Genomic DNA, 24,463 nt, shown 5'->3' with positions numbered 1-24,463 from the left:
GATATTAGAGATCCAACACCAGCAACGGCGTCTTCGATCTGGAACAGCACGGCGTGAACTGATCGTTGCAAGCCTGCTCGGCCTCGGTCAGGAACATGTCGCGATGTTCCGGTATACCTTCCAGCACGCGGGTCAGGCAGGTGCCGCAGACGCCTTGTTCGCAGGAGATCGGAATCTCGATGCCATGGCTTTCCAGCACCTGCACGACGCTGCGGTCCTTGGGGACTTCGAACACCTGGCCGCTGCTGGCCAGTTTCACGGTAAAGCTGCCATCGGCGCGGTTGTCGGTGGGGGTGGCGGCGAAGTACTCGCGGTGCAGGCAGGTGTCCTGCCAGCCTTGGGCCCTGGCGGTGTCCAGCACATGCTGCATGAACCCGCCGGGGCCGCACACATAGAGGTGCACATCTTCGCTGGGCGCCGCCAGCACCCGAGCGGTATCCAGTGCGGTTTCGGGCGCTTCATCGAAATGCAGGAACACCCGGTCGGCATACGGAGCCTGGCGCAGGCGCTCGATGAAGGCGGCCCGCTCCAGCGACCTGGCGCAATAATGCAATTGGAACGCTGCGCCGGTCTGCGCAAGGTGCTCGGCCATGGCCAGGATTGGCGTGATGCCGATGCCTCCGGCAAACAGCAAGTGGCGTCGGGCTTGGGCAGCGAGGGGAAACAGATTGCGTGGTTCGCTGATGAACAACCGCGCACCGGGCAGGATCTGCTCGTGCAGGCTGCTTGAACCGCCCCGCGACGCTGGGTCCCTGAGCACGCCAATGAGATAACGGTGGCGTTCCTCGGGGTGGTTGCACAGCGAATACTGACGAACCACGCCACCCGGCAAATGCACATCGATATGGGCACCGGCGGTGAATGCCGGCAACGGCTGACCGTCGACGCGGGTCAGCTCGTAGCTGCAGATGTCCAGGGCTTCGTTGTGCCGTGCCGCGACCTGAACTTCGATCATGGCCGTTGCTCCACGGGTTGTGGCTGATGGGTACTGGCAATCAATCCCGCCTGGGCGTCGCGCTCACGGGCCAACCAACGCTCCAGCACTCGACGTGACTGCACGCCACCGGCATCGATGTTGAGCTTGAGCAGGTTGCGTTGCGGATGGTCCAGCAGGTTGCGCTGCTGGCGTTCGAGCATTTCCAGGTCTTCGCTGAAAATCTTGCCCTGGCCTTCGCGAATGCTCGCGGTCAGGGCTTCGTCCTGGGGCTGGAAATGCCGGGCCATGCCCCAGAAATACCAGATGGATGTTTCGGTTTCCGGCGTAATGAAATCCACCACGATGCTCGACGCCTTGAACCGCGGCGCGGCGTGATAACCACCGTTGCCGGCATGGGCCACGCCGACTTCGATCATGACATGGCTGGGCGGGGTGAAGCGGCAGATCTGCCAGCGGTCCACCGGCACGTCGTCGGCCAGGTTGTTGCCACGCAGGGCCATGCGCCAGAAGGGCGGGGCCATGATGTTTTCCATGTGCCGTGCGGTGATGACCTCGTCGCCTTCGACGGTGGTGACGGGCGGCGCCTCGTCGATCTCTTTCTGGCCGATGCTCGAGGCATGCACGTAGGTTTCGTGGGTCAGGTCCATCAGATTGTCGATCATCAGGCGGTAGTCGCACTGGATATGGAACAGGCCACCGCCATAAGCCCACTCTTCGTTTTCCGCCCATTCCAGAGGATGGATCTGCGCCGGGTCGGCCAACGTCTGGTCGCCGGGCCAGACCCAGATGAACCCATGGCGCTCTTCCACGGCGAAAGTCTTGTTGCAGGGAAACCCGCGCACCCGCTGCCCTGGCATCTCAACCGTCTTGCCGTCACAGCCCATCACCAGGCCGTGGTAACCGCACACCAGATTGCCGTTCTCGACGTAGCCCAAGGAAAGCGGGGCGCCACGGTGGGGGCAGAAGTCCTCGACGGCAGCGACCTTGCCTTCATGCCCACGGTAGAAAACCATTTTCTCGCCGCAGATCTGGCGGCCCAGGGGCTTCTCGGCGATTTCATCGGGGGTGCAGGCAACGTACCAGGCATTTTTGGGGTACATGACGGGTCTCCAGGCTGATTTTGTTTTTCTGTGGATCCATTAAGTCTCTTAACTAGTTTTGTTGTCAACGTATTATCGACGAATCGTGCGGTATTTCATTTTTAATGGATCCATTGGTGCCGCTGCCCGACGATCAGGATTTCATACGGGTTGGCTCGAACTGTCGCCAAGGACATACTGCGACACGGATTCTTGCGTGGCACATCGGAGTGATTCATGAAAACCAAGGCAGTCCTTACCGAACAAGACGTCGCACAGTTGCTGGTGGCAGCCAAGGAGCTGGCACATCAGCGTCAATGGGCCGTGTCGGTCTGTGTGGTGGACGATGGCGGCCATCCGCTTGGCCTGTTGCGGCTGGACGGTGCCTCGCCGTTGTCGTCCTACATCGCCACCGAAAAAGCCCGTACCGCCGCCATGAGTCGGCGTGACAGCAAGTTTTTCGAAGACATGATCAACGAAGGTCGCTACGCCTTCCTCAGTGCGCCGCATCTGCATGGCATGCTCGAAGGCGGTGTGAGCATTCGCCACGACGGCCAATGCATCGGCGCCATCGGCGTGTCCGGGGTCAAGTCCGAGCAGGATGCCGAACTGGCGCGACTCGCGCTGGAGGCGGTGTTGCCGGCCCTCGTTCCTGATCCCTGAATGGAAGCTGCCTGTGAAGATTTCTTGTGGGAGCGGGCTTGCTCGCGAAAGCGGTGTGTCAGTCGATGCATGTGCTGATAGATGTATCGCATTCGCGAGCAAGCCCGCTCCCACAAAAAGCAACTGCACAAATCTTCCAGACAGTCCTCGCCCTGAGCGGTTAGTCTGCTCAAGCGGATAAATCGAACAGGACACCCCATGACCTCGCGCAACTGGATCGATCTCAAGCAGGACGCCACGTCCGGCATCGAGACCGTGCGCGCGCATTTTGAAGGGCATGCCTACGATCCCCATTGGCATGACGCGTACCTGGTCGGCATGACCGAGGAAGGCGTGCAGCAGTTTCATTGCCGCCGCCAACAACACAACAGCACGCCGGGCAAGGTCTTCCTGCTGGAGCCCGGTGAGCTCCACGATGGACATGCACCCCAGGCCGGCGGTTTTACCTATCGCACCCTGTACCTCGAACCCCACTGGCTGGAGCGAGAACTGCGCTCGCTGTTCGACGTCGCGCCAGACAATGCGCAGCTGGGATTCGCCGCCACCCTGGCCGACGATGCACGCTTGGCTCACGCGACGGCCCTGGCGTTCCAGAGCCTGCACGACCAGGAACTGCGCATCGTCCGCCAGACCGCGCTCGACACCCTGCTGGCCAGCTTGACCCAACATTTGCACTGGCGGGCACGGATCAACCCCGATCCGCGCCTGCCGTTGGTTGCGCAGCGGGCCCGTGATTACCTGCACAGTCATCTGAACGAAGACATTGGCCTGGACGATCTGGCACGGGTCACCGGTGTCGATCGTTTCCGCCTGACCCGTGCGTTCAAGGCTGCGTTCGGCCTGGCACCCCATGCTTATCTGATCCAGTTGCGGCTGGCCCGGGCCCGGCGTCTGCTGGCCAGCGGCCAGAGCGCCGTGGCCGTGGCGGCACAGCTCGGGTTTGCCGACCAGAGTCACCTGGGCCGTTGGTTCCAGCGTGCCTATCGCCTGAGCCCGGCGGATTACCGCAAGCGCTGCTCAATTGTTCCAGACTGAGCATCGTTCCATGGGGGAGGATCGAGTCACGATTCTTCACCGAGAAGTTGCTCCATGGACCAATTACTGCCGTTTGCCTTGTTTGCGTTTGTCGCCTCCATCACCCCGGGCCCGACCAATATCCTGGTGTTGAGCCACAGTTCGCGCTTCGGCCTGCCGACTACAGTCCCAATCATCCTCGGGGCCTGTGCCGCGGCGGCTCTGTTGGTGTTGCTGGTCGGCACGGGGTTGGGGGACGTACTGGCTCGCCACGCGACGATTCAAACGGCACTGTCCTGGGCCGGCATCGCCTGGCTGAGTTGGATGGCCTGGCAGATTTTCAGTGCGCCGGCCCAGGCCATCGATCCTGACCAACCCGTCGAAGGCCCGAGGCTTGGCCTGGTCGGGGCGGCCGGCCTGCAGCTGGTCAACCCGAAGACCTGGATGATGGCGCTGGCGGTGGTCAGCGTGTTTGCCGGCGCCGAAGCCGACCGCACCGTGCGGGTTTTGTGGTTGTCCCTGGCGTTTTTTGCAATCTCGATTCCCTGCATGACCGTCTGGGCTTACCTGGGGCTCGGTGCTGCCAGATTCTGCCGTTCTGCCGTGGCGATGGGCAGGTTCAATCGGACCATGGCACTGTTGCTGCTGGTCTCGGCGTGGTTGACGTTGCTGGTGTGAGCTACGCCCCGCAACCCCTTGCAACGGTTGCACGGTTTCAAAAGACAGCCATTTCTTGGAGCATCGGGCTCGCGCCGGTTGAGCGCACGTTACATCCCGAATTCCCAATGCCCCCAAGGATGGAGGTCCACCATGTTTACCCTCGATACCCATGTCGAGTTTATCAAGGCCCGGCTGCCCGCCTGGCTGAAACGAGCCCCGCGCGCCCAGCAGGAGCGCTTCAGGGGGCTCACCCGGAAACTACAACACGACAGCGATGCACTCAACGCATTGCTCAAGGACCTGCCGGCGCCCTACACCTTTACCCTCGACCTGCTCAAGGTCCAGCCGCAAATGCAAGGCTGGAACCAGGTGAACGGCGGCGGCACTGTCGCGGATGCGATCCGGCGGGCACGGGTCAGGCGCAGCTCTTTCGTGAGCGACCCCTCGTTGTCGGTGATCGAAGCCGCCATGGGCAACTATCCGCCCGCCGACGCGGTCGCCGGGGGGGATTTCGATAAAAAGGGCGAGCTTTTCATCCAGGGCCGGCGGGACGAGTTCTCCCGCGGGGATGAGCCATCATCCACTGCGCTATTGGCCATGAGCCCCGCCAGTTTCGCCAGTCTCTGTCGGCAAATCGATGTCGGTGGGGCCTATCGACGGATACTCGAACAGAGGCTGCCTCGCATTACCCGCGAGGTTCCCGGCGTGGCCAAGGCCTACATGGCGTATGCACGCAGTCTGTTGGTTCATGATGCCTACGAGGCGAAGCTGGCTGGACGCCTGGACCACACCGGTGAGCGGCTGCTGGCCCATGTTGGCGTTCATCTTGAAGCGCGCCCCGTGGCGCCCCTGGCCTGCGAGGTCAAGGCGCTGGAGTTGCTGTCCGCGCCGTTGTTCGGTGCCCGGGTCTACTGGGGGCTGGCGGGGGATGCCAAGGGCGTTCGCCCGGTCGTCCTGCACATGCCCCACGATACCGTGGCACCGCTCAAGCAGTTTCCAAGTCTGCAGGCGCTGTCGGCAGAGCTGACTGAACGGGTGCGTAAACGCAGTTATCGCCAGAGCTTGCTGCGTTATCTCCCGCTGCGTTTGCAGGCCAGTCTGGGGTCGGCTCTGCACGATCAGGTAGAGTGGAAGGTGACCGATAACCTCAATCTCTTCCAGGAGCTCCATGCGCGTATCACCGGTTGGCGCGAGGGCGAGCGGGGAGAGGACGGCAATCACCGGCGCATCCGGATCCCTACACCCAAAGTAGCCTGGGACCTGAACGAGGTGCGCGAGGATCATTGGCACGCCGCCTACCATGAATGGCGTGGTCATACCCTGGCCAATGCCTCGGCACTGATGGTCCCGACCCGGGATCAGGACTGGCGGGCGCTGCTGGCTCGCCTCGAATACTGGGAAAACCTGGTCGAGCGTTCGCTGATGGTGGCTGCGACCTTTTTCCCATTTTGCGCGCCCATCGGGATGGTTGCCGCGGCGGTCGGTGGTGTGCGCCTGGTGTATGAAATCTTCGAAGGGATCCAGGCGTTCAACGAAGGCCATGCGCAAGAAGGTATCGAGCATATCTTCAACGCATTGTTCGGGGTCGCCCAAGGCGCTTACCTGGGGTTCATTGGCGCAGCCATCGAGCCCATGCCCGTGGCTGACGGCACCACCCGGCTGTGGAATGGCGACGTGCGCCCCTTTGAAGCGCAGCGTTTACCGCCCCTTGAGGCCGAGCAGGATGCTTGGGGTGTCTGGCGCACGGCGGACGAGGCCTGGGTGCGGATCGAGGATCGTTACTTTGAAGTACAAGGCACACAAGACAACCTGAGGCTGCGCCTGCCCTCCGGACACAGGGGTGTGACGCCGCCGCTGGAATGGAGCCGCACCCGTGGCTGGCAGTGGGCACATCGCAACCCTATGCAACGAAGCAACCTGGAACTGTTGCGAACCTTTACCGAGACGCCCGCCGAGCTCGACGACCCTACGATCCTGGCGGTGCAACGCCAGGTCGGTATCAGCGAGGCGCATTTGCGCTACCTGCAAGTAGAGGCACGGCCGATGCCGGCCATACTGGTCGACGCACTGGATGAGGCGCAGAACTGGCAATGGCTGCGACACACCATCGAACGCCTGCGCCGTGGCGAAGCGCCACAGGGCATGCATTTTCGCATCGTCCAGACCCTCGCGGAGCTACCGGGATGGCCAGAAGATATGACATTACGCTATTACGATGGCGTGAGGTTTTACCCTGTGGGAGACGCGGCCGATACGCGCTCCATCCTGTTGAGCAAAGTGGATCTTGGACAGGATGCCTGGGCCGCTCGCGTCCTGGACGGCTTGAGCCTGGATGAACAGACCGCGCTGTTGGGGCAAAACAGTATCGGCTTGCAGCCGCTGGAGCGCAGTCGCCTGCTGGCCGGGCGCTGGGCCGAGCATCTGGAGCGTGAAGCCAAACGTGTGAACATGGCGATGGCCAGGTCCACCAGGCTCGATCCATTGGCTGTACCCTTGGCCCGGGTATTCCCAGGCTTGCCGGAGTCCATTGCCAACGAGCTGGTCAATGAGGTTTCAGGCAGGGATCGGTTGCGATTGCTGGACGGACGGGTGCCTGAAAACCTCGGCAGGCTGGCTGCCGAAGCCTTGCGTGAGCTACGTCTGAGCCGTGCGTTACGGGCCCTGGAGCGCGGCGAAAGCAGCGTCGACCGAGATCGCGTCGTCATGAGTCTGCTCGCCGAGACCTCGGAGCTACGAGGTCGGCTACACCTGCGCCTGTGGCTGCGAGAGCTGCCGGACCCGCTCGCACTGGGGGAGACCGGGCCGCTGAAAGTCATCCGTCAGGAAGGTGAACTGTATCGCCCCTTTGACGAAACCGGCGAGGAACTGGCGAGCGCCACGGCGTTGGAGGACGCACTGCTCAGAGCCATGCCAGACGACGCTCGCAGCGCCCTGGGCCTGAACATCTGGGAGGCGGACTCGCTTCGCAGCCAACTGCTGGCACAGGCCCTGAAAGACCGGCAAGCCCTGCGTCCGTACTTGTTGATGCGCCGCCTGGGCAGCTTCGGGTCTCGCCCGCAATGGCTGAACGGACACCTGGTTTACCCGCTCAGCGGCCGTGGCCGGCTGCCGTTGCAGGAGTGGCAAGGCAGCCTGCGTCAGCGTCTGGAGCGGCTCTATCCCGCCCATGCGGGAAACGCACTGGAACGGCTGCAGCTTGGCCTGACCGAACAGGCCGGGCTCGAGGGCACCAGTCTCAATGACTTGATCAGCCGCCTGGAGCAGGATTGGACCACGCTGGACGAGGGGCTGCGCCAATGGGTCGACCAGGAAGGCTTTCACCATCCCGCCGAGCAGCTTCTGAATCGTGACATGCTGGTCGCGCAGCGCCAGGTCGTTGCGAGGGAGCTCCGCCGGGCCTGGCAGCGCGCGCCTGACCCAGGTAGGGAGGGTGCAGAGCTGGTGTTGCGGTTAGAGAACCTCAACGTCGGAAGGTTGCCTCCCATTTCCGTGCGTTTCGTGCATATCGAGCAAGTGGTACTGGCTGACCTGGGGCTGGTCGAGGATCCCTCGGATTTCCTGCGGATGTTCCCCGGTATCGATTCGCTGAGCCTGAGGGGCAATCAGCTCACCGCTGTTCCCGTGGCGGTGGGTGAGCTGCGGGCGCTGGTGGATCTGTCATTGGCCCGCAACCCGTTGCACCTGAACGCGGATGTGTTCGCGCCGCTGCTGGGCGACGACCCTACGATCCCGTTATGGACCCTGGACTTGTCCGGGATCAGCAGCGGCGCGGCAACGGGCACCAGCGTCGAGGTGCTTGGCGCGATTCGCAGCCTGGCTGCGTTACCGTCCCTGCGTGAATTCATATGGACCGACAATCTGGATTTCACGTCCGAGCAGTTGCAGGCCGTGATTACCACATTGCCCGATCTGCGGGCGCTGAACCTGGCGCGTTGTGGCTTGCGCCTGGATGAAGAGGGCAGCGCCTTCCTACGCAGCGCCACCGCTTTGCAGGAACTGCGCCTGAGTGGAAACAACTGCCGGGACCTGCCGGAGCTCCCCGAGCTTGCCAACCTGATGACGCTGGAGCTGGGCAGGACCGGGCTGGATCGGGTACCCGCTTTGGCATTGGCGGTGCTGGCCAGGCATTCCGAGGTGCTCCTCTCCGATACGTTCGTCGTCGATCTCAGCGGCAACCGCATCACCAATATCCAGAATGACCTGCTCCCAGCGCTCAACCGTTTGGCGAGCCTTGACACACTGGGGGTCTGGCTTGACGACAACCCGTTGCCCAGCGCCCAGATCAACGCCCTGCGCAATGTGTTTCCCGAAGCGTTTCACTACACCGTCGACGACTGGCTCTATATTTCCGCCTCGCTCCAAAGGGCACTGGAGGTCGCCCGTGATGATCCCGGGATGCGGAGCTTCATCGATTGGTTTTCTGGCCGCGTCAGTGAAGCTGACGAAAATTCCCCCGCCGGGCTGGCGTTTAGCGTTCGCCAGAGGGCTGGGGCCATTTTGCAGCACTACATCGGTTACGAAAACGTCTATGGCCGCCTGCCTGCCTTGATTGGCGATTTCGACGTACAACTCCGAGAACTGCGCACGCGCCTGCAAATGCGCAGCCTGGACCGGCAGCAGCCGGACATCGGCGAGCTGGAGGTGCACTTCACGATGTTCGAGTCGGTGATGCGTGCACGACTGGCCCGAGACGGGGCGCCGTTCGCGGGTTTCCTGGCGGAGCACCTCTCTCATTGGGACTTCGCGCTGATGGATCGCTTTATCGATCCCTTGCAGCGCCAGGCGCACATGAGCCGGGAGGCGTTCATCGACTGGCTCAGCGACGCCCAGGATACCTTCAACAGCAACGATCAAACCCCGCGTACCGGAGAGATGACCTGGCGGCCTTACCTGGGCCTTATGTCCCACGAATGGACCGAGGGACTGGCGATCTGGGAAACGGTCGATGACGACCTGGTGAATGCCTTCAGCGAGCCCATCGATCCGTCCCGCTGGCCCCAGGTCATGCTGGATAACCTGGTCCAGCCGGATCCCGAATTACCCAGCCCCTTGGATCCGGTCACGGAAGGCGAGCGGACCGTCTGGCGTCGTACCGGGCTCGAAGCCGTCGCGGATGTGGACTGGAGGGCCGGCCAGCCGGTGACCCTTACCGAGGATCAGTTGCGCCGCACCATGGCCATCTACCGTTCGGTCAAGAGCCGGGAGGTCGAGGCCCTGGTACGCCGGGTAACCAGGAGTCTGGTCACCGCCTGGTGGCCGGTACTGTCGCTTTGAAGACCAGCGCCTTCAGGCCACATTGACTGTCGATGTCGGGAAATTCCGGTGGGTTGGCCAGGCGTTCGCTGAAGGCCAACCCGGAGGCTTCGCGGGTGACGCCGTCGATGAGAAAGTCCGGGCCGGTGGCCGGGTCATTGCTACAGGCCAGGACGGTGCCGTCGGCGGCCAGCAGTTCCGGCAGCCGGCGCAGCACCCGCTGGTAATCCTTGGTCAGCAGGAAACTGCCTTTCTGGAAGGTCGGCGGATCGATGATCACCAGGTCATAGGGGCCGCCGTTGATCACCTTGCCCCAGGACTTGAACAGGTCGTGGCCGAGGAAGCTCACCTGGCCCAGGTCATGGCCGTTCAAGCGATGGTTGTCACGGCCCCGGCTCAGGGCCGCGCGGGACATGTCCAGATTGACCACGTGCTGCGCGCCACCGGCAATCGCCGCCACCGAGAAACCGCAGGTGTAGGCGAACAGGTTCAGCACGCGCTTGCCGTCGGCATTGGCTCGGACCCAGTCGCGGCCGTAGCGCATGTCGAGGAACAGGCCGTTATTCTGCTTCTTGCCCAGGTCGATCCGGTACCGCAGGCCGCCTTCGGTCAGGGTCCATTCGTCGATGGGCTCGCCCACCAGCCATTGGGTGAGGCTTTGGGGTAGGTAGCGGTGTTGCACGGCAAGCGTATGGGCGCCGCTGCTTTTCCAGACGGGCGAGGCGGCAAGGGCGAGCAGCAGGGACATCAGGTCATCCAACTGCGCCGGCTCCGGCGCCTTGAACAACGACACCAGCACAATCCCTTGCAGCCAGTCGACGGTGATCTGCTCCAGCCCTGGCCAGCAGCGCCCGCGGCCGTGGAACAGGCGACGGGTTTCTTCCGGCACGGACGCCAGCGCGGTCAGTAAGTGGGTCTGCAGGGTTTGAAGGGCTTCAGGGTTCATCAGGCAATGCCGGCGATTCGAAAGGCCGGCATTTTAACCACCGGCTGATCAGGCGCAATCTTTTGTGGCGAGGGGATGAATCCCCTCGCCACAGGCATACCACTGTGCTCAGCCACCACTGGTAGCCAGAATGCTCGCCACCTGCTGTGGCTGGCAGTTGAGATAGGCCGAACGCTTCAGCCAGCCCGGGTCCGGGTACCAGGAAAACATGAATTGCCCGCCCTTGAGCTTGTCGATCACCTGGCGTGCCACCTGAGGGCGCACAGCAGGGCAACCCTGGCTGCGGCCGATACGGCCCTGGCGCAGGCTCCACAACGGGTTCACGTAGTCGGCGGCATGGATCACGATGGCCCGATCACGGGCCTGGTCATTGAAGCCGGGTTCCAGGCCATCCATGCGTAGTGAATAACCATGGGTGCCCTGATAGCTTTCCTGGGTGCGGAACAGCCCCAGGCTGGACTGGTAGCTGCCCAGGCGATTGGAAAACTGCGTGGCGAAATTTTCCCCGGATTTCTGCCCGTGGGCCACCAGATCGCGCAGCACCAGCTTCTTCTTCTGCAGGTCGAAGATCCACAGGCGCCGGGCCGTGGACGGTTGCGAATAGTCGATCACTGCCAGGTGGCGGGCCTGATGGGCGCCGTTGGCAACCGCGCATTGCATGGCGCTCAAGGCACTTTTGAGCGCCTGGGGATTGAGTTCCGGCGCGGCGTGGGCGAGGCTGTTGTAAAGCGTTTGAGAATTCGCTTGCCCGGCCAGCGCCGGAGCGCATACCGCGCCCAGTGCTGCCATGGCCAGGCCGAGCCGGCGGATAAGCGTCAGCGTGGCTGAAAAGAATCCACGCAGGGTTACAGGCTGATGTGTGTGTGTGGCATCCCGTCCGTAATTGTTCGTGTGCATCATGATGGCGGGTCGTACCTGTCGCAAAGTCAACCGTCAACGAGACGGCCATGGATTGGAGTAAAGCAGTTGTTCAAAAAGCCCGTATGTTACTTGAGCCTTTTATTGCTCGCTTCGCCATTGGTCGCGACGGCCGGTGACGTTCCGTTTGGCGATCCACCCCCTGTACAGGCCACCCTGGCCCGGTTATCGGTGGCTTGCCCGGCGCTGGCTGCGGGTGTCGACTTTCCGACGATGATGAGCTTGCAGGCGTTCTACGAGCAAAACGCCGGCCAGGCTATCTGGTCGGACGACGAACGGCGGATGGCCTTGCGGGTCCAGTTGCAGCAACTGGCCGATGACGGACTGGACCCGGCCCGCTATAGCCTGCCGGCCGACGATGCGTCCCTGAGTCCGGACTGTGTCGATATCGCCATCAGCCAGCGCTACCTGCAGGCCTTGCACGAACTGCGTTTCGGCTATTTGCCTCAGGACCGTCTTGAGCCGGTGTGGAAGGCCAGCCCGCAGCCCCAGGACCGCCAGGCGATGATCCTGGCCATCGCCGGGCCTGGGTTGAACAACCTGGCTGCAGCCTTTGACCAGGCGCGCCCGAGCCTGGACCTTTACCGCAACCTGCGGGTGGTCTATGCCCAACAGCGACAACAGCCTCTGGCCGAATGGCAAGCGGTGCCCGCAGGTGCCCTGTTGCAACCGGACAAACAGGACGCCCGGGTACCGGCGCTGGCGCGACGGCTGTTCAGTGAAGGCTACCTGAGTGCGCCGCCGGCCGAGGGCGATGAGCACTACAGTCCCAGCCTGGTGGAGGCGATGAAAAGCTTCCAGCTGCGGCATTCGCTGCAAGCCGACGGCGTGGTGGGGCCGTGGACTGTCTCCGAGTTGAACGTCAGCCCGGCCATGCGCCGCGAGCAGTTGCGGATCAATCTGGAACGCATGCGCTGGCTGGCCCAGGACCTGGAGCCTGACAGCGTGCTGGTCAACGTGGCGGCGGCCCAACTGACGGTGTATCAGGGCGGCGCACCGGTCTGGCAAACCCGTACCCAGGTGGGCCGTGCGGAACGGGAAACGCCGTTGCTCAAATCCCGGGTGACGAGGTTGACCCTCAATCCCACCTGGACCATCCCCCCAACCATCCTCAAGGAAGACAAACTGCCGGAGATCCGCCGCGATCCCGAGTTCCTCAGTCGGCAGAACCTGAAGATCATCGATCGCGATGGCCTGCCGCTGCTGGCCGAGGACATCGACTGGGACCATCCGGGCGACCTAATGCTGCGCCAGGATGCCGGACCGAAGAATCCGCTGGGCAAACTGGTGATCCGCTTCCCCAACCCGTTTTCCGTGTACCTGCACGACACGCCCAGCCAGGCCCTGTTCAGCAAGGGGCCGCGGGCGTTCAGTTCGGGATGTGTGCGGATCGAGCAAGTGATGCATTTGCGGGACCTGCTGGTGACCCCGGCCGAGCGCTTGCGCACCGACACCCTGCTGGCCGATGGGCAGACCCATGAGTTCAGGCTGGCCAGGCCCATGCCAATCCTGCTGGGTTACTGGACCGTACAGGCGGATAGCCAGGGGCAGGCGGTGTATGTCCCGGATGTCTATGGGCGGGATGTGAAACTGGCTGCTGCCAAAGGGCACATGCTATGAAGACGCGGGGAGGGCGGATTGGCGTCAGTAATGTGGGAGCGAGCCTGCTGGCGAAGGCGTCGATAGATCCGGCATCGACGTTGCTGACCCACCGCTAGCGCGTGCAGGCTCGCTTCCAGAGGGATTTGTGGTGGGGTCAATGAGCCCTGGCCACGCCTCGCAACAGATTGGCGCTGACCTTATCGGCATTGCAACTGGCGACGTTGGCCAGTGAAACCATGCCTACCAGACGTTTGTCGCGGTTCACCACCGGCAAGCGGCGTTTTTCGAGTTGGGCCATGTTCTTGGCGACATGGTCGATCTCTTCGTCCTCGAAGCAATAACGCACTTCATCGCTCATGATCCGGCTGACCGGGGTATTCATGTCCATGCCCTCGGCCATGGCACGAATCACCAGGTCACGGTCGGTGATCATCCCGGCCATGCGATCGTCCTGGTTGATGACCAATGCCCCGATGTCGGCCTGACGCATGATCCGGGCGACTTCGCGCAATGGGGTGTCGGGGGCGATGGTGCGAACTTCCCGACTCATGATTTCATTGATTTTCATCGTTGAATCTCCTCTTTCGGGTTTCGTGGCAAGCCGTTGACCAGGCATTGCGGGCGGTGCCGTGCAACGCGAGGACAGGCTTCTCATTATTGTGAAAAGAGGGGGCGGCGATGGTTCAGCCTTTTTGCACGCTGATCTGCAACGCTGCACTTTTATGAAGCCTGGGAGATGGGGTCGCACCATGGAAAGGCAATAGTGGGCGCTTGGCGAACCTGGGGTGAGAACCTGTCTTGATGCGGTGACTGGCAGGGCGCCTTCGCGGGCAAGCCCGCTCCCACAAGGGGCGAGGGGGCGTCCAGGGCCTTGGCATTCTCATGGCACAGCGGTTTGGCACGCTGGCTGCAAGAGAGCATCCAGGCCCACCGCGAAAACAATCGAATGGGCAGCCCCGTCGGTCAACGAAGATCGAGCGCCAACAGGCCGGGGGAACGGTAGATCGGGCGCAGACGTCGGGTCGATACCGCACAGAACAGGCAAAGACGCCTGGAACCGCAAGGTTTCAGGCGTCTTTTTTTTTGCTTTCAAAACCGTGATGGGCTTTTGTCGGGTGCTTTCTATGAATTCCAACGTTGCTTCCCTGAACAAGCTGCAAACGCTGATCGTGATCGGCAATGGCATGGTCGGTCATCACTGCGTCGAACAACTGATCGAGCGCGGTGCACTCAACCATTACCAGGTGCATGTGTTCAGCGAAGAGCCGATGCGTGCCTATGACCGCGTGCACCTGTCCGAGTATTTCTCTGGCCGTGACGCTGAATCCCTGGCCCTCGGCGAGGCTTCGTTGTACCAGACTCCAGGCGTCACGCTGCACTTGGGTGTACCAGTGCTGGAGATCGATCGCCAGGCCCGTCAGGTCGTCACTGCCGAGAAGCGTATCAACTACGACAAACTGGTGCTCGCCACCGGTTCCTACCCGTTCGTGCCGCCCATCGAAGGCGCCGACGGCGATTCCCGTCTGGTCTATCGCACCCTGGAAGACCTGGACGCAATCCGTGCCGCCGCAACCAATGCCCGCCGTGGCGTGGTGGTTGGCGGTGGCCTGCTGGGCCTGGAAGCGGCCAATGCCCTCAAGACCCTGGGCCTGGAAGCCCACGTGGTGGAATTCGCTCCACGGCTGATGCCGGTGCAGCTCGACGAGCAGGGCGGCCTGGCCCTCAAGGCACGTATCGAAAAGCTCGGCGTCGGCGTGCATCTGTCCAAGGGTACCCAATCCATCACTGCCGGGGAGCACTATCGTTATCGGATGAACTTCGGCAACGATGACTTCCTGGAAACCGACCTGATCGTGTTTTCCGCCGGTATCCGTGCCCAGGACGCCCTGGCTCGGCAGAGCGACCTGCAGATCGGTCCGCGCGGTGGCGTGGTGATCGACGACCAATGCTTGAGCAGCGACCCGGACATCTACGCCATCGGCGAATGCGCGGCCTGGAACGGCAGCATTTTCGGCCTGGTCGCTCCGGGCTACCAGATGGCCCGCAGCGTCGCCGCCCAACTGAGCGGTGAAAGCGGTGAACCGTTCACCGGTGCCGACATGTCCACCAAGCTCAAGTTGCTCGGCGTCGACGTTGGCTCCATCGGCGATGCCCACGGGCACACGCCGGGCTCGCGCAGTTTCCAGTTCATCGACGAAACCAGCGCCAGTTACCGGCGATTGGTAGTAGACGCCGACGGCAAGCGGGTCATCGGCGCGGTACTGGTGGGTGACAACAGCTACTACGACACTTTGCTGCAGTACATGCAGAACGGTATCGCCTTGCCCAAGGATGCCGCCAGCCTGATCCTGCCCAGCTCCGAAGGCGCACCGACCCTGGGCCCGGCCGCGCTGCCTGCGGCGGCGACCATCTGTTCGTGCCACAACGTCACCAAGGGCTCGATCTGCTCGGCCATCGACGGCGGCTGCACGGACCTGGGCCAACTCAAGTGCGACACCAAGGCCGGTACCGGTTGCGGAGGCTGCGCCGCGCTGGTCAAGCAGGTGTTCGAACATGAGCTGGTCGCCCGTGGCGTCACTGTCGACAAGAGCCTGTGCGAACACTTCGCCTATACCCGCCAGGAGCTGTACGCCCTGGTGCGGGTGGAAGGGATCATCAGCTTTGACGAGCTACTGGCCAAGCACGGCCGCGGCCACACCGGTTGCGACTTGTGCAAACCGGCGGTGGGCTCGATCCTGGCCTCGTGCTGGAACCAGCCGATCATGGATCCGTCGCTGGTGCCGTTGCAGGACACCAACGACACCTTCATGGCGAACATGCAGAAAAACGGCACCTATTCGGTGGTGCCGCGCATCGCCGGAGGGGAAATCACCGCCGACAAACTGATCGCCATCGGCGTGGTGGCGAAGAAGTACGACCTCTACACCAAGATCACCGGCGGCCAGCGCATCGACCTGTTCGGCGCTCAACTGCATCAGTTGCCGGACATCTGGGCCGAGCTGATCGAAGCCGGTTTCGAAACGGGCCATGCCTACGGCAAATCCACCCGCACGGTGAAATCCTGCGTGGGCAGTACCTGGTGCCGTTACGGCGTACAGGACAGCGTGCAAATGGCCCTGACCCTGGAGGATCGCTACAAGGGCTTGCGTTCGCCCCACAAGCTCAAGTTCGCGGTGTCCGGTTGCACCCGCGAGTGCGCCGAGGCCCAGAGCAAGGATGTCGGCGTGATTGCCACGGAAAAGGGCTGGAACCTTTATGTCGCCGGCAACGGCGGCATGCGTCCTCGGCACGCGGAGTTGTTTGCCACCGATCTGGATGACGAAACCCTGATTCGCTACATCGACCGCTTCCTGATGTTTTACATCCGCACCGCCGACAAGTTGCAGCGCACATCGGTCTGGCGCGAAAGCCTGGAGGGCGGCCTGGACTACCTCAAGGACGTGATCATCGATGACAGCCTGGGCCTGGGAGCCGAGCTAGAAGCCCAGATGCAACTGGTGGTCGACCGCTACGAATGCGAATGGGCCAACGCCCTCAAGGATCCGGAAAAACTCAAGCGTTTCCGCACGTTCGTCAACGACAAGCGCGGCGATCCGGATGTGCATTTCGTCCGCGAGCGTGGCCAGCGTCGCCCGGTTCACGCCGGCGAACTTCACCTGATTCCCGTCACCGAGGAGGTGCTCTGATGAGCCAGTCAAACGTCGTTCGTATCCCCACCGCCGAAGCCCAGGTGCAATGGCGCGCCTTGTGCAGCCGTGAAGACCTGGTTCCCAACTCCGGCGTGGTCGCCTGGCACGACGGTAGCCAGGTAGCGCTGCTCTACCTGCCCGAACAGCAGGACAAACCGCTGTACGCCATCGACAACCGCGACCCCAAGTCGGGTGCGAATGTCATCGGCCGCGGCCTGCTGGGCAGCATCAAGGGTGAACTGGTGATTGCCTCACCGATGTACAAACAGCATTTCCGCCTGGAAGACGGCCACTGCCTGGAATACCCGGAACAGCGCCTGCGGGTGTGGCCGGTGCGGTTGAATGGGGATGTGGTGGAAATCGGCGAAGAGGAATGACAAGACCAAGGCCTTGTGAAAACCCTGTGGGAGCGAGCCTGCTCGCGAAAGCTTACTGTCAGCCAACATTGATATTGACTGACACACCGCTATCGCGAGCAGGCTCGCTCCCACAAAAGCCTTTCTAAACCTGATCGACCGCCGGTCGATGCTGGCGCAACAACTCGATCTGTTGGGCAGGAATCAACTCACGCAATGCCTTGTAGAGCGCCCGGGTTTCCAGCAGGTTCCAGATGCGCAGCATGGTTTCCAGCGCATCCAGGGGTTTGCTGATGAAGTCCCGGGCACCGAGGGCCAGGGCGCGCAGGCGAGTGTCCCGGGTGGCGTCGGCGGTCAGTACCAGGATCGGTAGGTAATCATTGGCCGGGATCCGTCGGTTGAGTTGCTCCAGCACGGCGAAACCGTCGAACGCCGGCATGTGCAGGTCGAGGATGACCAGGTCCGGCTCGAAGCTGTTGAACAGATCCAGGGTGCGCAGGGGCTCGGTGCTGCTCAGCACGTTATGCAACCCTTCCCGGGCCAGCAGTTGCTCCATCAGGTCCAGGTTGGGGCGCTGGTCGTCGATGATCAGGATGCGCAAGTCGCGATTCATGCGGGCTCCGGTAAATAACGTTCAAGGTGGGCCAGGAAGGCCTGGATATGAATGGGTTTGGTCAGGATCGCCGTGGCGCCGGCATCCTGAAGGGCTCGACGGGTCAGGTCGCTGGCATCGGCGGTAATCATCAGTACCGGAGTGGACGCGGTGGCCGGGGACTGGCGCAAGCGACGCAGGACTTCCAGGCCTTCCAGGTCGGGCAGGGTCACATCCAGCAGAATCAGTTGTGGCGCATGCTGGCGTGCCAGGTCCAGGCCCATCTGGCCTTGCATGCTCGACAACAACTGGATGCCGGGACGGCGTTGCATCAGGGTTTCGATCAACGCCAGGCTCGACAGGTTGTCCTCGATACACAAGACCCTGCCGTGGTACTCAACAGGCGGACGGGTGACCGTCAGGGTCGCGATAGGCGGCAAATGCGCGGTGACGACCTGGGCACCCGGTAACTGCAAGGTGAAACAGCAACCCTGGTCCGGCACGCTGTGCACCTGAAGGTTGCCCTGCATCATCTCCAGCAGGCTCTTGCTCAGGGACAGGCCGAGGCCGGTGCCTTCGACCTGGGGATCGGCGCCCAGGCGTTCGAACGGCTTGAACAACTGCTCCAGTTGCTCCGGGGCAATGCCACGCCCGGTATCGCTCACGGCAATGGCCACCCGTTTGTCCAGGACAGTCACTTCAATGCGTACTTCACCTTCGGGCCGGTTGTACTTGATCGCGTTGGACAACAGGTTGAGCAGTACCTGGACCAGCCGCTGACGGTCGGCCAGCACGCCGCTGCCCTCAGGCAGCGCGGGCAGTTCGACCAGGCGAATGCCGGCGTCGGCGGCCATGGGCGAAACCAGCGTCAAGGCTTCATGCAGGACGGTCGCCAGGGCGATGGGTTCGATGTTCAGCGGCAAGCGACCGGCTTCGATCCGGGCAATGTCCAGCACTTCGTTGATCAGTGCCAGCAGGTGCTGGCCGGCGCGCAGGATGTGGCTGACCTGGGGACGCTGGCCGGCCGTGGAATCCATGTCCAGCAATTGCGCGAAGCCGAGGATGGCATTCAAGGGCGTGCGCAGTTCGTGGCTCATGCGCGACAGAAACTCGCTCTTGGCCCGACTGGCGCTTTCCGCTTCTTCGCGGGCCGTGCTCAGGGCAATCTCGGCGGCGCGCCGGTCGGTGATATCGCGGGTGATCTTGGAGAAACCGCGCAAGGCGCCGGTGCTGTCGTATTGGGCGGTGATGACCACGCTGGCCCAGAAGCGGCTGCCGTCCTTGCGACAGCGCCAGCCTTCTTCCATGTAATGCCCGTCGCGGGTGGCTTCGCGCAAGGCCATATCCGGATGCGCCGGGCACTCTTCGGCCAGGTAGAACAGTGAAAAGTGCCGGCCGATGATCTCCTGCTCGGTGTAGCCCTTGATCCGTTCGGCGCCGGCGTTCCAGGTGATCACATGACCCTTGGCGTCCAGGGCGAAGATCCCGTAGTCCCTCACGCCATCAATGATCAGCCGCAGGCGCTCTTCGTTGTCGCGCAGGGCTCGCTCGCGTTCGGCAAGCAACTGCCCGGCTTCCACCAGGCGGGTGCCCAGCTGGCCGATTTCATCCTGTTCCGGCGGTTGTGGCCGCAAGGGTTGGCCCAACGCCAGGCGCTGGGCATTGCCTTGTACCTGCTGCACCCGGGCAACGATGCCCTTGGACAGGAATAGCACCGCGACAATCGCGCCGAACAACCCGCACACCGCCGCAAGCAGCGTGGCGAACAGCAAGCGCATGCGGGTGGCGGAGGCGGCGGCGCTGCGTTCGGCGAGCAGGGCATCTTCGCGAATGCGCATGGCGTTGATCTGCTCGCGCAGCACATCCAGCACTTGCTTGTTCTTGATCAGGAGCGCGGTGATGGCCTCGGTGTCGCCACTCTTGCCGCTGCGCAATTCAACCAGCCCGCTGAGTTTCTCGTCGATCAGCGGCGTGATGGTCCGTAGATGTTCGCGCATCCTGGCGTCGCGAACGTTGTGGTCCAGGCGTTGCAATGCGGCTTCGATCAACAGCGTGGCCTGTTCATAGCCGGGCAAAAAGTCCTCCCGCCGGGTCAGCAGGTAGCCGCGCACGCTGGCTGCCGCCTCTGCCAGCAGGGTGTGCACCGCCTGGATATCGCCCTGCACGCGCAACACCCGACGAACATCCTCTTCGGCCCGGGCGGTCTGGCGCTCGGTGGTGTAGATCAGCACCAGTGACAGCAGCAGCACCACCAGCGGCAGGGAAATCACCACCAGCGCCTTGCCCCGCAGCGGCAAGTCGGCCCAGCGGCGGGCGGCGAGATATTTCATGGCCATTGTCCGGCGGGTTGTGCCACCAATCCCAGGGCGATGCCGCGCACGGCGGCCTGGGTCCGGTCGGCGGCCCCCAGCTTACCGATGACCCGTTCCACGTGGGCCTTGGCCGTACCGGCAGCGATGCCGAGCTTTTCGCCGATTTCACGGTTGCTGAAGCCGCTTGCCACCAGCCCCAGCACTTGGCGTTCCCGCGCGGTCAGGGCCTGAAGCGGTGCTGCGGCGCCGGCACCTCGTTCGGTCATGCGCCGTAGCAGGCGCGCACTGACGGAGCTGTTCAGGGCTTCTTCGCCCCGGGCGACGCGTTTGAGTGCGTCCAGCACTTCGTCACGGCTGGCGTCCTTGAGCAGATAACCGACGGCTCCCGCACCGATGGCCGCCTCCAAGTGGTCGGGGCTGTCGTCCATGGTGAAGATCACCACTTTGATAGCCGGTTGGCGCTGCTGCAGGATGCGCGCCGCGCCCAGGCCGTTGAGCACCGGCATGCGGATGTCGAGAATGGCGATGTCCGGCTGCAATCGCTCGCACAGGTCGAGGGCTTCCTGGCCATCGCGGGCCTGGCCGACGACCTCGAACCCGGTGCTGCCGGCCAACAAGGCGATGAACCCGGCGCGGGTGACTTCGTGATCGTCGGCCAACAGCAGCCTTAAAGGAGAGGTCATGGATGTGCTCCGTCGAGAGGCAGTGGCACGCTGGCCAACAATCGGGTGCCGTCGCCGGGTTGGCTGAGACAGGTGAGTTGGCCTCCCAGCAGGATGGCCCGCTCCTGCATGGCAGCCAGGCCCAGATGGCGAGTGCCGTTGGTTTCGATGGGTTGCTCCAGGACAAAGCCACGACCATTGTCTTCCACCCGCAGGACGGCCTGGCCAGCGCCGATAGAGAGTCCCAGGCTCACGTGAGCGGCCCGGGCGTGCTTGAGAATGTTATTGATGCCTTCCTGGGCGATGCGGAACAGGGCAATTTCGATATTGCCCGGCAGACGCGCGGCGCTGTGTTCGAGCCAGTCCACCGTCAAGCCGGCCTCGCGCAGGCGATCGGCTTCCTTGTCGACGGCTTTGTACAGGCCGAAATCATCCAGCACGTGGGGGCGCAGGCCGCCGATCAGTTGCCGGCCCTCACCGACACACCCCTGGGCCAACGCCAGGATGGTTTGCAATTCGCTCGTCAGGTCGGGCGGCAACACCGGGCAGCGTCCGGCGAATCCCTGCAGGCGCTGATGCAGGCCGGCCAGGTTCTGCGCCAGACCGTCGTGCAGGTCATACGCCACGCGCTTGCGTTCGTCTTCCTGGGCCGTGAACAACCGGTGGACCAGTTCGGACATGGTGCGCTCGCGGGCCTGGAGGGCTTCGAGCAGCCGATGATTCTCCAGGTGGGCGGCCAGCAGGGTCGCCAGCAGTTGCAGGGATTCGATGTCTTCGTTGTCGGGCGCACTGATGACTACGCTGTTACCCAGCAACAACACGCCGAACACCGTGCCGTCGGCGGCTCGCAGCGGGACCCGCAGGATCTGGGGCAGGGGGCTGTCGGGGTATTCGAGCCATTGCGGACCCGGGACCGGTGAATCAGCGAGGCTGGCGAGCCAGTCGAGGCGCTCGCCGTTGCCATGGCAGGCGAGGGCGCTTGCCGGCTGATCAGGCGTCCATTCCAACAACAGGCCATGGTCCATGGCGATGAACGCGCAGGCCCGTTGCACCACGCGCTGGCGCATCTGTGCCAAGGGCAAGCGGGTCAGTTCGTGGCCGGTGCCCAGCAACAGGCCCAGGCGCGCGGCGCGGCTTTGCGACTGACGATACTGGCTACGGATGGCCAGGGCGCTGCCGGGATCATGGGGTGGGCTCTGCATGGGGGCTCCAGCGTAAAGGGGACCGGTCCGGTCGTGACGTCGGTATTAGAACGCGTCATCGGTGCCGGGCCTATCTGCCGATCGGCATAGTCGATCGGCACCGGTTGGCCGATGGCGGAGGCTGTGGCGAACGGCAAAGTGGGGTCATTGAAACCGACGCTATTAATACCGAAAGGAACGCTACGATGAAAATGAAAACCCTGGCCCTCGCCACATTTTTTGTACTGACCACGCCTTTTGTCCATGCCGCCGATGCCACGCCTTTCGTGTATCGCACCGTGGCCGAACAACCCAAGAACGTGAACGACCGGGAGATCGCTGCGCTGTTCGACCGGTGGAACAAGACACTGCAGACCGGCAGTGCCAGCGCGATGACCAGCCTCTACGCGCCGGATGCGATTCTGCAACCGACCCTTTCCAACAAGGTGCGCACCACGCCGGCGCAGATCCAGGACTATTTCGAACACTTCCTGGTGGGCAAGCCGGTCGGCCAGATCAACTACCGGGAAATCCGCCACCTGGGGCCCGATGCGGCGATGGACAGCGGGGTCTACACCTTCACCCTGACCAATGCCGATGGCAGCAAGAAGGACGTGCAGGCGCGCTACACCTACCTCTACGAGCGCCTGAACGGGCAGTGGAAAATCATCAACCATCATTCTTCGGCCATGCCGGAAGTGCCGCAAGTCCTGCACGCCAGCCATTGATATCCCTCGCCACCGAGCGCCCTTGATCCAAAGGGCGCTTTTTTTTGTGTGTCAGAAAGATCCCCGTGGGAGCGGGCTTGCTCGCGAAAGCGCCCGACCAGTCACCAAAAATGCAGGCTGACAGACCGCCATCGCGAGCAGGCTCGCTCCCACGGGGATTGGCGGTCAAACGCGGAAAGTGGGTTCACCGGGAACAATGTGGGAGCGAGCCTGCTCGCGATAGCGGTGGCCCAGCTTGCATCACAACCCTCGGTTTCCGCGCATTTACACATTTCGCCGCATAAAGGGCTTGGATTAGCTCGTGAACATTAATTAGAATCAGTCTCATTTAAGATATCCATGCCCAGGGCCTCTTGACATGTTTGATGCAGCTACGCCGACGGAGCACTCCCTACATGCGTTGTACCGTGATCATGGCGGCTGGCTGGAAGGCTGGTTGAGGCGGCGCATGGGCAACGCCTGGGATGCGGCGGATCTGCGCCAGGATACCTTCCTGCGGGTACTCTCCAGCGCCCAACCCCTGGCGGACCTGCACGAACCACGGGCCTATCTGCTCACGGTGGGCAAGCGGCTGCTGAGTAATTTCTATACCCGGCGCAACCTGGAACAGGCTTACCTCGATGTCTTGGCAAGCCTGCCCGAAGAGTGCGTTCCGTCTCCGGAGCAACGCTGGCTGCTGCTGGAAACCCTGCATGCCCTGGATGAATTGCTCGATGGCCTGCCGCCTCAGGTGCGGCGGGCTTTTTTGTGGAGCCAGCTCGAAGGCCTGGGCTACCGGGAAATCGCCGAGCGCATGCAGGTGTCCGAACGCACCGTCAAGCGCTACATGGCCCAGGCCTATGAGCATTGCCTGCTGGTGGACTTTTGATTCGCCCGGCCCCGTCATCCGAGGCCCGGGAGGTCGCCCGGGCGGCTGCCCGCTGGCTGACCCTGATGGAGTTCGGCGGCAACGAGTTCGACGCCGCCGGCCTGCAACGCTGGCGCGACAGCAGCGCCCACCACGAAGCGGCCTGGCAGAAGGCCCAGCGGCTGCGTCAGCGCTTCGCCGGGGTGCCGCCTTCGCTGGGCATGGCGACTCTGGATCGTCCAGCCTTGCCCCGGCGTGCCGTACTCAAGCGCGCATTGAGCGTCGCCGCACTGGTCCCGACGGCCTGGATGCTGGGCCGAGCGTTGCCACTGGAAGCCTGGCGTGCCGATCTGCACACCGCCATCGGTGAACAGCGACGCTGGTCGCTGGTCGATGGCAGCCTCTTGCAACTGAACACCGACAGCGCCGTGAACCTGGACCTCAAGGCCCGGCGCCTGGTGCTGGTGCAGGGAGAAATGGCCCTGAAGGTCAGCGGTGTCACGCCATTGGCCGTCCAGGTGCCCTATGGGCTGATTACCGTCAGCCGGGGCGAAATCTGCGTGCGCCTGGGCGAGCAAGGTTGCCGGGTGTCGGTGGTCAGCGGTTCGGCACAGCTGCAACCGTTGCACGGACCTGTGCTATCGCTGGAGGAGGGCCAACAGGCCAGCCTTCACGCCGCGGGCGCAGGGCCGGTGACCAGGGTCGACCTGACGCAACCGGGTTGGCGCGAGGGGGTGCTCGTGGCACAGAACCAGCCGTTGGGGGACTTTCTCCGTGAGCTGGGCCGCTATCGCCCGGGCGTGCTGCGCTGGGACGACGCCCTGGAATCGCTTCGGGTAACCGGCAGTTTCCGCCTGGAAAACACCGATAAAGTCCTTGCTTTGCTCTCGGCCAGCTTGCCGCTCGACGTGCAGATGCGTACCCGTTATTGGGTCACCTTGTCGCTTCGCAAAAATATCGCCTGATGCCTGTCCCCTTTTTTTGTCTCGCTTGTCATTCAAGGCAAGTGAACAAAAACGAGAGC

Annotated in this window: 19 protein-coding genes; 10 read left to right on the top strand and 9 right to left on the bottom strand. The window is 63.0% G+C overall.

The features are described from left to right. Window positions 1-4: 4 nt before the first annotated feature. Entirely contained in the window at window positions 5-955 is a 951-nt protein-coding gene (locus FBX99_RS04530) for a PDR/VanB family oxidoreductase (RefSeq protein ID WP_145130759.1), read from the bottom strand. Then, on the bottom strand, window positions 952-2,037 hold the full coding sequence (locus FBX99_RS04525; RefSeq protein WP_145130757.1) for an aromatic ring-hydroxylating dioxygenase subunit alpha: 1,086 nt from the start codon (window positions 2,035-2,037) through the stop codon (window positions 952-954). Before FBX99_RS04525 ends, FBX99_RS04530 begins: the two co-directional genes overlap by 4 nt. Window positions 2,038-2,253: 216 nt before the next feature. Here FBX99_RS04525 and FBX99_RS04520 point away from each other — a divergent pair, with 216 nt between their 5' ends. From FBX99_RS04520 to FBX99_RS04505, 4 genes are all read left to right on the top strand, one after another. Beyond that, window positions 2,254-2,679, top strand: coding sequence for a heme-binding protein (locus FBX99_RS04520; RefSeq protein ID WP_047702979.1), 426 nt, complete (start codon window positions 2,254-2,256; stop codon window positions 2,677-2,679). Between the two features lie 198 nt (window positions 2,680-2,877). Beyond that, window positions 2,878-3,714, top strand: a complete 837-nt coding sequence (locus tag FBX99_RS04515) for an AraC family transcriptional regulator (RefSeq protein WP_144930467.1) — start codon at window positions 2,878-2,880, stop codon at window positions 3,712-3,714. 54 nt (window positions 3,715-3,768) lie between these two features. Next, window positions 3,769-4,371: a LysE family translocator gene (locus FBX99_RS04510; RefSeq protein WP_144930466.1), complete on the top strand. Its 603-nt coding sequence runs from the start codon at window positions 3,769-3,771 to the stop codon at window positions 4,369-4,371. A gap of 132 nt (window positions 4,372-4,503) precedes the next feature. Continuing rightward, window positions 4,504-9,627 carry a dermonecrotic toxin domain-containing protein gene (locus FBX99_RS04505; RefSeq protein WP_145130755.1) on the top strand — a complete coding sequence of 1,708 codons (5,124 nt, stop codon included), beginning with the start codon at window positions 4,504-4,506 and terminating at the stop codon, window positions 9,625-9,627. On the opposite strand, the gene FBX99_RS04500 is transcribed toward FBX99_RS04505, so the two are convergent. Both FBX99_RS04500 and FBX99_RS04495 read right to left on the bottom strand, forming a co-directional pair. Beyond that, on the bottom strand, window positions 9,596-10,552 hold the full coding sequence (locus FBX99_RS04500; RefSeq protein WP_144930464.1) for a class I SAM-dependent methyltransferase: 957 nt from the start codon (window positions 10,550-10,552) through the stop codon (window positions 9,596-9,598). The genes FBX99_RS04505 and FBX99_RS04500 overlap by 32 nt on opposite strands. Before the next feature lie 108 nt (window positions 10,553-10,660). Beyond that, window positions 10,661-11,341, bottom strand: coding sequence for a murein L,D-transpeptidase catalytic domain family protein (locus FBX99_RS04495; RefSeq protein WP_144930477.1), 681 nt, complete (start codon window positions 11,339-11,341; stop codon window positions 10,661-10,663). A 177-nt stretch (window positions 11,342-11,518) separates the two neighbouring features. On the opposite strand from FBX99_RS04495, the gene FBX99_RS04490 reads away from it, so the two are divergent. Then, a complete protein-coding gene (locus FBX99_RS04490; RefSeq protein ID WP_145130753.1) occupies window positions 11,519-13,090 on the top strand; it encodes a murein L,D-transpeptidase in 1,572 nt (523 codons plus the stop codon). Between the two features lie 136 nt (window positions 13,091-13,226). On the opposite strand, the gene FBX99_RS04485 is transcribed toward FBX99_RS04490, so the two are convergent. Further along, on the bottom strand, window positions 13,227-13,640 hold the full coding sequence (locus FBX99_RS04485; protein ID WP_144930462.1) for a CBS domain-containing protein: 414 nt from the start codon (window positions 13,638-13,640) through the stop codon (window positions 13,227-13,229). Window positions 13,641-14,196: 556 nt separating this feature from the next. On the opposite strand from FBX99_RS04485, the gene nirB reads away from it, so the two are divergent. Together nirB and nirD are read left to right on the top strand one after the other, a co-directional pair. Beyond that, window positions 14,197-16,758 (top strand): nitrite reductase large subunit NirB, encoded by a 2,562-nt coding sequence (gene nirB / locus FBX99_RS04480; RefSeq protein WP_144930461.1) that lies wholly within the window; start codon window positions 14,197-14,199, stop codon window positions 16,756-16,758. Next, window positions 16,758-17,138 carry a nitrite reductase small subunit NirD gene (nirD, locus tag FBX99_RS04475; protein WP_144930460.1) on the top strand — a complete coding sequence of 127 codons (381 nt, stop codon included), beginning with the start codon at window positions 16,758-16,760 and terminating at the stop codon, window positions 17,136-17,138. The genes nirB and nirD overlap by 1 nt, the downstream gene beginning before the upstream one ends. Before the next feature lie 124 nt (window positions 17,139-17,262). On the opposite strand, the gene FBX99_RS04470 is transcribed toward nirD, so the two are convergent. From FBX99_RS04470 to FBX99_RS04455, 4 genes are read right to left on the bottom strand one after another with little or no spacing between them, the layout of a single operon-like run. Beyond that, window positions 17,263-17,730 (bottom strand): response regulator, encoded by a 468-nt coding sequence (locus FBX99_RS04470; protein WP_144930459.1) that lies wholly within the window; start codon window positions 17,728-17,730, stop codon window positions 17,263-17,265. Beyond that, complete coding sequence (locus FBX99_RS04465; RefSeq protein ID WP_145130751.1) at window positions 17,727-20,039, bottom strand: ATP-binding protein; 2,313 nt, start codon at window positions 20,037-20,039, stop codon at window positions 17,727-17,729. Before FBX99_RS04465 ends, FBX99_RS04470 begins: the two co-directional genes overlap by 4 nt. After that, window positions 20,036-20,704 (bottom strand): response regulator transcription factor, encoded by a 669-nt coding sequence (locus FBX99_RS04460; protein WP_144930457.1) that lies wholly within the window; start codon window positions 20,702-20,704, stop codon window positions 20,036-20,038. The genes FBX99_RS04465 and FBX99_RS04460 overlap by 4 nt, the downstream gene beginning before the upstream one ends. Continuing rightward, window positions 20,701-21,885: a sensor histidine kinase gene (locus FBX99_RS04455; RefSeq protein ID WP_145130749.1), complete on the bottom strand. Its 1,185-nt coding sequence runs from the start codon at window positions 21,883-21,885 to the stop codon at window positions 20,701-20,703. The genes FBX99_RS04460 and FBX99_RS04455 overlap by 4 nt, the downstream gene beginning before the upstream one ends. Window positions 21,886-22,070: 185 nt before the next feature. Here FBX99_RS04455 and FBX99_RS04450 point away from each other — a divergent pair, with 185 nt between their 5' ends. The 3 genes from FBX99_RS04450 (at window position 22,071) to FBX99_RS04435 (ending at window position 24,404) form a co-directional block, all read left to right on the top strand. Continuing rightward, the gene (locus FBX99_RS04450) at window positions 22,071-22,592 is read left to right on the top strand and encodes an SgcJ/EcaC family oxidoreductase (protein WP_144930455.1); all 522 of its coding nucleotides are present in this window, start codon (window positions 22,071-22,073) and stop codon (window positions 22,590-22,592) included. 358 nt (window positions 22,593-22,950) lie between these two features. Next, on the top strand, window positions 22,951-23,460 hold the full coding sequence (locus FBX99_RS04440; protein ID WP_145130747.1) for a sigma-70 family RNA polymerase sigma factor: 510 nt from the start codon (window positions 22,951-22,953) through the stop codon (window positions 23,458-23,460). Continuing rightward, on the top strand, window positions 23,460-24,404 hold the full coding sequence (locus FBX99_RS04435; protein ID WP_144930476.1) for a FecR domain-containing protein: 945 nt from the start codon (window positions 23,460-23,462) through the stop codon (window positions 24,402-24,404). Before FBX99_RS04440 ends, FBX99_RS04435 begins: the two co-directional genes overlap by 1 nt. The last annotated feature ends 59 nt before the right edge of the window (window positions 24,405-24,463 follow it).

Origin of the sequence: Pseudomonas sp. SJZ074 (genome assembly GCF_007828215.1) — a bacterium.
GTDB lineage: Bacteria > Pseudomonadota > Gammaproteobacteria > Pseudomonadales > Pseudomonadaceae > Aquipseudomonas.
The sequence above is the reverse complement of the archived record's forward strand: the minus strand, read 5'-3'. Positions and strand labels throughout refer to the sequence as shown.

Coding starts and splice junctions, on each gene's coding strand:
- FBX99_RS04530 (WP_145130759.1), bottom strand. CDS start 955: ATGATCGAAGTTCAGGTCGCGGCACGGCACAACGAAGCCCTGGACATC.
- FBX99_RS04525 (WP_145130757.1), bottom strand. CDS start 2,037: ATGTACCCCAAAAATGCCTGGTACGTTGCCTGCACCCCCGATGAAATC.
- FBX99_RS04520 (WP_047702979.1), top strand. CDS start 2,254: ATGAAAACCAAGGCAGTCCTTACCGAACAAGACGTCGCACAGTTGCTG.
- FBX99_RS04515 (WP_144930467.1), top strand. CDS start 2,878: ATGACCTCGCGCAACTGGATCGATCTCAAGCAGGACGCCACGTCCGGC.
- FBX99_RS04510 (WP_144930466.1), top strand. CDS start 3,769: ATGGACCAATTACTGCCGTTTGCCTTGTTTGCGTTTGTCGCCTCCATC.
- FBX99_RS04505 (WP_145130755.1), top strand. CDS start 4,504: ATGTTTACCCTCGATACCCATGTCGAGTTTATCAAGGCCCGGCTGCCC.
- FBX99_RS04500 (WP_144930464.1), bottom strand. CDS start 10,552: ATGAACCCTGAAGCCCTTCAAACCCTGCAGACCCACTTACTGACCGCG.
- FBX99_RS04495 (WP_144930477.1), bottom strand. CDS start 11,341: ATGGCAGCACTGGGCGCGGTATGCGCTCCGGCGCTGGCCGGGCAAGCG.
- FBX99_RS04485 (WP_144930462.1), bottom strand. CDS start 13,640: ATGAAAATCAATGAAATCATGAGTCGGGAAGTTCGCACCATCGCCCCC.
- nirB (WP_144930461.1), top strand. CDS start 14,197: ATGAATTCCAACGTTGCTTCCCTGAACAAGCTGCAAACGCTGATCGTG.
- nirD (WP_144930460.1), top strand. CDS start 16,758: ATGAGCCAGTCAAACGTCGTTCGTATCCCCACCGCCGAAGCCCAGGTG.
- FBX99_RS04470 (WP_144930459.1), bottom strand. CDS start 17,730: ATGAATCGCGACTTGCGCATCCTGATCATCGACGACCAGCGCCCCAAC.
- FBX99_RS04465 (WP_145130751.1), bottom strand. CDS start 20,039: ATGAAATATCTCGCCGCCCGCCGCTGGGCCGACTTGCCGCTGCGGGGC.
- FBX99_RS04460 (WP_144930457.1), bottom strand. CDS start 20,704: ATGACCTCTCCTTTAAGGCTGCTGTTGGCCGACGATCACGAAGTCACC.
- FBX99_RS04455 (WP_145130749.1), bottom strand. CDS start 21,885: ATGCAGAGCCCACCCCATGATCCCGGCAGCGCCCTGGCCATCCGTAGC.
- FBX99_RS04450 (WP_144930455.1), top strand. CDS start 22,071: ATGAAAATGAAAACCCTGGCCCTCGCCACATTTTTTGTACTGACCACG.
- FBX99_RS04440 (WP_145130747.1), top strand. CDS start 22,951: ATGTTTGATGCAGCTACGCCGACGGAGCACTCCCTACATGCGTTGTAC.